Below are 6,288 nucleotides of genomic sequence, written 5' to 3'. Positions count from 1 at the left end.
GCATCGCTCTGCACGCGAGGGTGATGCGTATATGGATGCAGAGCAAACCGGCTCTAGAGGGACGGCGGCAGGGCGTCGCAGGCCGCCGCCCGGATGCCCGCCGGCGCTCCGGCGCGCACCTCGATGCTGCACACGTCGGTGCCGGCGGTGATCAGGCGCAGCGTGTTGTCGGTTATCTCGCTGACGGCCTGGAGCGGCCCGTTGCTGGTGTCGAGGACGGTCCACTGCCAGGTGCCGGCGCACAACGGCCCGACGGTCACCCGGCGCTGGTAGGACGAGGGCAGCAGCCCGCGCCGCTTCAGCAGCGTGACGATCTGGGCGGCGGACGGCCGGCCCCCGCAGGCCACCGCCGGGCTGTCCGGGAAGCCTTCGGACGCGGTGGGGCTCGGCGGCGGGAGTGGCGGCGGTGCGGGCGGCAGCGAGCTCGGTGTCGGACTGGCGGTCACCGACGGGCTGGGTACCTTCGAACCAGGCGGGTTCAGCTCGGGCGGGACGCCGCAGCCGGCCGCGCCCAGGGCGACTGTCGCGGACGCGGCGAGCAGCAGAAGGTGGGTGGGGCGGCGCACGGGACCTCGGGGTGGGGCATCGACAGGGGTGCGGGCCGGAACATCGTATGCCCGGTCAGGTGGTGACCGGATGGCCGGCCTGGTCCAGGGTCGCCACGGCTTCCGCGAGCCGGACGCTGGGCACCAGGATGTAGTCGGTGTCGTAGGTGGAGAACGCCATGATCGCGACGCGGGCGGCGGCCAGCGGGGCGACCATCGACGCCAGGACGCCGGTCAGGGCGAAGTCCAGCGGGCCGGCGACCCGCAGGCACCGCCAGGGCGCCTCGGCGCTGGCGCCGTCGGGCACCAGGTCGGCGCGGCAGATCACCGACACCTCGTCGGCGGTCCAGGTCACGGAGACCACGCCGGGACGGCCGCCGTTGCCGCCGTCGACCAGTCCCGGCGGAAGGGCCGAACCGGCCGGAAGCCGGCAGACCGCGTAGTCGTCCGGCAAAAGATCAAGAGCGGGCATGACACGAAGGGTACGGCCAGCGGGCCGCCCGAAAGAACTTTTTCCCGGTTGGTAGTGGGCGAGCTATCTCGTTCGTCGTATGGGGTGGAAGCTGACGCGAAGCGGAAGGAAACCCGAGATGAAGTACCTGTTTCTGATCTGCACCGAGGCGCCGGGCAACGAGCCGGGCGCGGAGTCCGTCGATGCGGCCGGCGGTCCCATGCCGGTCGAGGACTGGGTCACCGAGATGGACGGCAGCGGTGCCCGGCTGACCGGCAACCGGGTGCGCCCCGGCACGGACGCCACCACGGTGCGGGTGCGCAACGGCGAGGTCGTGGTGCTCGACGGCCCGTACGCGGAGACCAAGGAGCAGATCGCCGGCTTCGACATCATCGAGGCGGCGAACCTGGACGAGGCCATCGAGATCGCGGCGAAGCACCCGATGGCCTGGGCCGGGATGGTCGACGTGCGGCCCTTCTGGGACTGATGAGCGACATCGACGACCGGGTCGCCGCCGTCTACCGCGCGGAATGGGGCCGCGTGGTGGCGGCGGTGATCCGGCTGACCGGCGACTGGGACCTCGCGGAGGAGTGCGCCCAGGACGCGTTCGCGAAGGCGCTGGAGCGCTGGCGGCACGAGGGTGTGCCGGACCGCCCCGGTGGCTGGCTCGTGGTGACCGCACGGAACCGCGCGCTGGACCGGGTGCGCCGGGCCGCCGTCGAGGCCGAGAAGCTGCGGGAGGTGGTGCGGATGGCACAACCCGAGTCGCTGGCGCCGCAGGGCATCCCGGACGACCGCCTCGAGCTGATCTTCACCTGCTGCCACCCGGCGCTGGACCAGGAGGCCCAGGTCGCGCTCACGCTGCGCACGCTGGCCGGACTGACCACCGCGGAGATCGCCCGGGCGTTCCTGCTGCCGGAGAAGACCATGGCGCAACGGCTGTTCCGCGCCAAGGGCAAGATCCGCAATGCCGGCATCCCGTTCCGGGTGCCGCCCGACCACCTGCTGCCGGACCGGCTGGCCGCCGTGCTCGCGGTGGTCTATCTGCTGTTCAACGAGGGGTACGCCGCATCGGCGGGCGCCGACCTGGTGCGCGTCGACCTGACCGGGGAGGCGATCCGGCTGGCCGAGGTGCTGGTCGCGCTGATGCCCGACGAGCCCGAGGCCGCCGGCCTGCTGGCGCTGATGGTGCTGCACGACGCCCGGCGGTCGGGCCGGCTGGACGCCGGCGGCGAGCTGGTGGCGCTGGCTGACCAGGACCGCTCGCGCTGGGACGTCCGGCGGATCGCGTCGGCCGACGCCCTGCTGCGGCGGGCGCTGCGCCGGGGCCGGCCGGGCCCGTACCAGATCCAGGCGGCGATCGCCGCGGTCCACGCGACCGCCCCGACGGCGGCCGACACGGACTGGACCGAGATCGCGGGGCTGTACGCCGAGCTCTTGAAGCTGGCGCCCTCACCGGTGGTCGAGCTGAACCGCGCGGTGGCGGTGGCGATGGCCGACGGACCGTTGGCTGGCCTGGTGCTGGTCGACCGCCTGGCGGCGACGGGTGCGCTGGCCGGCTATCACCTGCTCCCGGCGACCCGGGCGGATCTGCTGCGCCGACTGGACCGGCGGGCGGAAGCGGTCCGCGCCTACGACGAAGCGCTGGCGCAGGTCACGTCGGAGCCGGAGCGCCGCTATCTTCTGCGCCGCCGGGCCGAGGTCGCGTAGGACGCCCGTCAGACCGGCGCGAAGAAGGTCAGGGAGCCGACGACCTTGCCGTCGAGCGTGAGCGGCGTGGCGATCGCGTCGACCGTGGCGTCGACGTTGTCGTGGTTGACGCGGAGCAGGCCGCGCGCCTGGCGCCCGGACGTCACCGCGAGCAGCGGCGGGATCTTGTCGACCTCGGTCTCGGTGAGCTCGCTGCGGGCGGCGGTGAAGTCGACCAGGCGGAGGCCGGCGTCGAGCAGCGGGCGACCGACGGCGGCTTGCGGGTCGGCGAGGCCGAGCAGCTCGCAGCAGGCGACCGACGCGGCGACGATGGTCATCTCGGCGTCGATGACCAGGCAGGGCTCGTCAGCCGCGAACACTGTCTCGGCCCAGCGGTCGAAGCTGGTCGACCACGGGGTCGGCGTCCAGGCGGCACCGGCGGGTGGGCCGGTGGTCGGCTCCACGCCATCGGATTCGCCAGGTGCCAAAACCTCGATCTCGAGTTCGACGTGCGCCACCGCGCCTCCTGTGCATCGCCGGCAGTTGCCCCACCGTCACGCTAACCGGTGATTCGCGTGCCGACGACCCTCCGGTCGGCCAGTGCTGCGGGAGGTAGTGGCAGCGCGGTCAACGGCGGGTGGCGAGTTTGGTCGAGGCGGTGCGGCCGTCTTCGTACCACCGGTAGCCACCGCCGCTGTTGGCCATGTTGAGCCACGTGCTGGGCTGGCTCGCGACAGCGGACAGCTTCTCGGCGGTCGCCGGGCTGATCCGGTCGCCCCCGGCCACGAGCAGGCGATCAAGCTCGCGGTGGGTCGCGACCAGACAGTCCTTGGGTAGCCCGTAGACGCTGATGACGCCAGAACCGACGAATGTCAACACGGGGGTCACCGGAATCGAGTGCCCGGTGGCGGCGCTGAGCGCCTTCGCGGCGCGCTTCGCGTCGCGTCGCGCCTCGGTGATGTAGGGCGGGCGCTTGCCGCTGATCTGCACGACGTCACCGGCGACCATCACGCGGGAGCGCCCGTGGTCGGCGATCGTGACGGCGAACAGGCCGCTCGGCCCGATCACCAGGAACCCGGCCTGGTCGTCGGCGCCCGTGAACAGGGCGTCGAACGAGTCGGTGCGGGGCCACTCCACCACGTGCCACGCGGGCCCGAGGTGCTCGATGCGGTTGAGGGCGCGGGCACCCGCCGCTTCGATGCGGCGTGCGTCGCGCTCGGCGCGCCGGCGGCGGGCCCAGTCCAGCGGGCGTGGACGCGCGGCTTCGATCAGATCGGGATGGGGGGTTTCTGCGCTCGGCAGAGCTCGTCGGGGGGTGAGGGGGACGGCTCGACGCGCAGGAAATACGGTCATCGCTGCCTCCGGCAAGGGCGAGCTTTGGCTGTCTAGCTACCGTACGTGGCTATACCGGTACTCAGGCAAGATGCGCCGGGGGAATGAGTGGGGATGAATGCCGCATTCACCCTACGGCTCTTTTCCCGGATGGTGACAACCACGGCCTAGGCTCGGGCCTTGTGACGCACTATGTCGGAAGCGAAGTCGGCCGATTGGGCACCGTGCTCCTGCATCGGCCAGGTCGGGAGCTAGCCCGGCTGACCCCGCGAAACAACGATTCGCTGCTCTTCGACGGCATCCCGTGGGTCGGTCGCGCCCAAGAGGAACACGATACCTTCGCGGCGGCCCTCCGCGCACGAGGCGTCGAAGTCCTCTATCTGTCGCAACTGCTCGCCGAGACGCTGTCCGTGCCCGAGGCACGAGCGGAGATCACCGCGAGCGTCGTCGACGATCCCCGGCTCGGCGACACCCTCCGCCGCCGGGTCGCCGACCATCTCACCTACCTGGATCCCTCGGCGCTGGCCGGGGTGCTGATCGGTGGGTTGGCGCACGACGAGCTGCGTACCAGCGCCGACCGCCCGGGCGGCCTGGTCTACGCGCTGATGCCCAGCAACCAGTTCGTCATCGACCCGCTGCCGAACCTGCTCTTCACCCGGGACTCGTCGGTCTGGGTACGCGACCGGGCCGCCGTGACGAGCCTGGCCATGCCCGCCCGGCGCCGGGAGACGACGCTGACCAACGCGATCTACCGCTTCCACCCGCGGTTCGTCGGCACGCGGTTCGTCTACGACCCGGCGCTGGAGCCGGTCGAGGGCGGCGACGTGCTGCTGCTGGCCGAGGGCGTGATCGCGATCGGGGTGGGCGAGCGGACCACGCCGGCGGGGGCGGAGCGGCTGGCCCGGCGGGTGTTCAGCGCGCAGCTCGCGCACACGATCCTGGTCGTGCCGATCACGCAGGAGCGGGCGACCATGCACCTGGACACGATCGTGACGATGGTCGACGCGGACGCCGTCATCATGTATCCGAAATATGCGGACACGCTCCAGGCGTACACGGTGATCGCCGGCGCCGACGGAGAGCCGCAGGTCGACGGGCCGGCGCCGTTCCTGCGCGCGGCGGCCGACGCGATGGACATCGGCACGCTGCGCGTCATCGACACCGGCCTCGACCCGGTCACCGCGGAACGCGAGCAGTGGGACGACGGCAACAACACGCTGGCCATCGCGCCGCGGCTGTGCGTCGCCTACGAACGCAACGTGGAGACCAACGCGCAGCTCGAGCGGGCCGGCATCGAGGTGATCCGGATCCCCGGCTCCGAGCTGGGCTCGGGCCGGGGCGGCCCACGCTGTATGTCCTGCCCGATGCTCCGGGACGGGATCAGCGCAGGGTGAGCTGGCGGCCGACCAGGCCCTGGCGGGACCGGCGGGCGGCGGCGTCGAGCGGGGAGGTGTCGCCGAGCGCGTCCTGGTAGCGCTTGGCGAAGGCCGCCAGCGCCGCCTCCCACTCGGCCGCCTCCGGGTCGCGCGGGATGTCCCAGACCGGGACCAGGCGCCCGTGCGCCCGGAACATGCCGGCGAACTTGGTGCCCTCGCCGAGCAGCAGGTCGCCGGCGGCCGACAGGCGGGCCAGGGCGGCCAGCGCGGCGTCCTCGTCGTCCGGCAGCACCCAGCGGATGTGGCCGCGGTCCGGGACCCGGCACCAGTAGGCGGCCTTGGCCGCGGCCAGCCGCACGGTCGGATAGATGGACGCGTTCGCCCGTTCGAGGGACGCCTTGACGTTGGCGTCGTCCCCGGCGTCGTCGTCGAGCCAGAACTCGAAGCCGTCGTGCAGGGTGACGTCCAGCGGGCCGTCGACGATCAGGTCCTGCAGCCGCGGGCCGACGCCGGCGTGTGCCGGCACGGAGACCGGGCTGCCCGGGTTGGTCTGCAGTGCCCGCACGAGCGCCACGGCGAGGTCGCGGGAGACGTCGCCGGACTGCACGTGCCGCTGCAGGCCCAGGAAGACCCGGCCGTCCGGCTTGGTCATCGCCGGCCAGGCCATGGGCAGCACGGTGGCGAGCGTGACCGGGCGGTCGCCGAACTCCTTGACCAGCTCCGGCCCGAGGGTCAGCGGCGCGGAGGCGGCCGGGACCAGCTCGCGCAGGGCGATCCACTCGACCTCGTCGGCGAGGCCCTCGAAGGGGCGCGCCGAGAACATGTCGGGGGTCTTCTCCCGCTTGGGGGTGCCGTCGTTCTTGATCCGGCGCTTCTTACTCATGGGGAGACAGCC

General features: G+C 72.5%; 8 protein-coding genes. 3 read left to right on the top strand and 5 right to left on the bottom strand.

Annotation, left to right across the window (positions count from 1 at the left end; translation table 11 throughout):
- Positions 1-53: 53 nt before the first annotated feature.
- Both AB0H87_RS14110 and AB0H87_RS14105 read right to left on the bottom strand, forming a co-directional pair.
- Positions 54-566 carry a hypothetical protein gene (locus AB0H87_RS14110; RefSeq protein WP_360144026.1) on the bottom strand — a complete coding sequence of 171 codons (513 nt, stop codon included), beginning with the start codon at positions 564-566 and terminating at the stop codon, positions 54-56.
- Positions 567-621: 55 nt separating this feature from the next.
- On the bottom strand, positions 622-1,017 hold the full coding sequence (locus AB0H87_RS14105) for an ACT domain-containing protein (protein ID WP_360144023.1): 396 nt from the start codon (positions 1,015-1,017) through the stop codon (positions 622-624).
- Positions 1,018-1,216: 199 nt separating this feature from the next.
- Between AB0H87_RS14105 and AB0H87_RS14100 the strand changes: the two genes are divergently transcribed.
- Both AB0H87_RS14100 and AB0H87_RS14095 read left to right on the top strand, forming a co-directional pair.
- Positions 1,217-1,483, top strand: a complete 267-nt coding sequence (locus tag AB0H87_RS14100) for a YciI family protein (protein ID WP_360144032.1) — start codon at positions 1,217-1,219, stop codon at positions 1,481-1,483.
- The gene (locus AB0H87_RS14095) at positions 1,483-2,706 is read left to right on the top strand and encodes an RNA polymerase sigma factor (protein WP_360144020.1); all 1,224 of its coding nucleotides are present in this window, start codon (positions 1,483-1,485) and stop codon (positions 2,704-2,706) included. Before AB0H87_RS14100 ends, AB0H87_RS14095 begins: the two co-directional genes overlap by 1 nt.
- Positions 2,707-2,714: 8 nt before the next feature.
- Here AB0H87_RS14095 and AB0H87_RS14090 read toward each other — a convergent pair whose 3' ends face one another.
- Positions 2,715-3,203, bottom strand: coding sequence for a PAS domain-containing protein (locus tag AB0H87_RS14090; protein ID WP_360144017.1), 489 nt, complete (start codon positions 3,201-3,203; stop codon positions 2,715-2,717).
- A gap of 109 nt (positions 3,204-3,312) precedes the next feature.
- The gene (locus AB0H87_RS14085) at positions 3,313-4,038 is read right to left on the bottom strand and encodes a hypothetical protein (protein ID WP_360144014.1); all 726 of its coding nucleotides are present in this window, start codon (positions 4,036-4,038) and stop codon (positions 3,313-3,315) included.
- A gap of 161 nt (positions 4,039-4,199) precedes the next feature.
- On the opposite strand from AB0H87_RS14085, the gene AB0H87_RS14080 reads away from it, so the two are divergent.
- Positions 4,200-5,411, top strand: coding sequence for an arginine deiminase (locus tag AB0H87_RS14080; RefSeq protein WP_360144011.1), 1,212 nt, complete (start codon positions 4,200-4,202; stop codon positions 5,409-5,411).
- Here AB0H87_RS14080 and AB0H87_RS14075 read toward each other — a convergent pair.
- Positions 5,398-6,276 carry a DUF5926 family protein gene (locus tag AB0H87_RS14075; protein ID WP_360144008.1) on the bottom strand — a complete coding sequence of 293 codons (879 nt, stop codon included), beginning with the start codon at positions 6,274-6,276 and terminating at the stop codon, positions 5,398-5,400. The two genes, AB0H87_RS14080 and AB0H87_RS14075, sit on opposite strands and share 14 nt — an antisense overlap.
- Positions 6,277-6,288: the final 12 nt, after the last annotated feature.

Source organism: Asanoa sp. NPDC050611 (assembly GCF_040654855.1).
In the GTDB taxonomy this organism is placed as follows: domain Bacteria; phylum Actinomycetota; class Actinomycetes; order Mycobacteriales; family Micromonosporaceae; genus Asanoa.
This window is presented reverse-complemented; position numbering and strand designations above follow the sequence as displayed.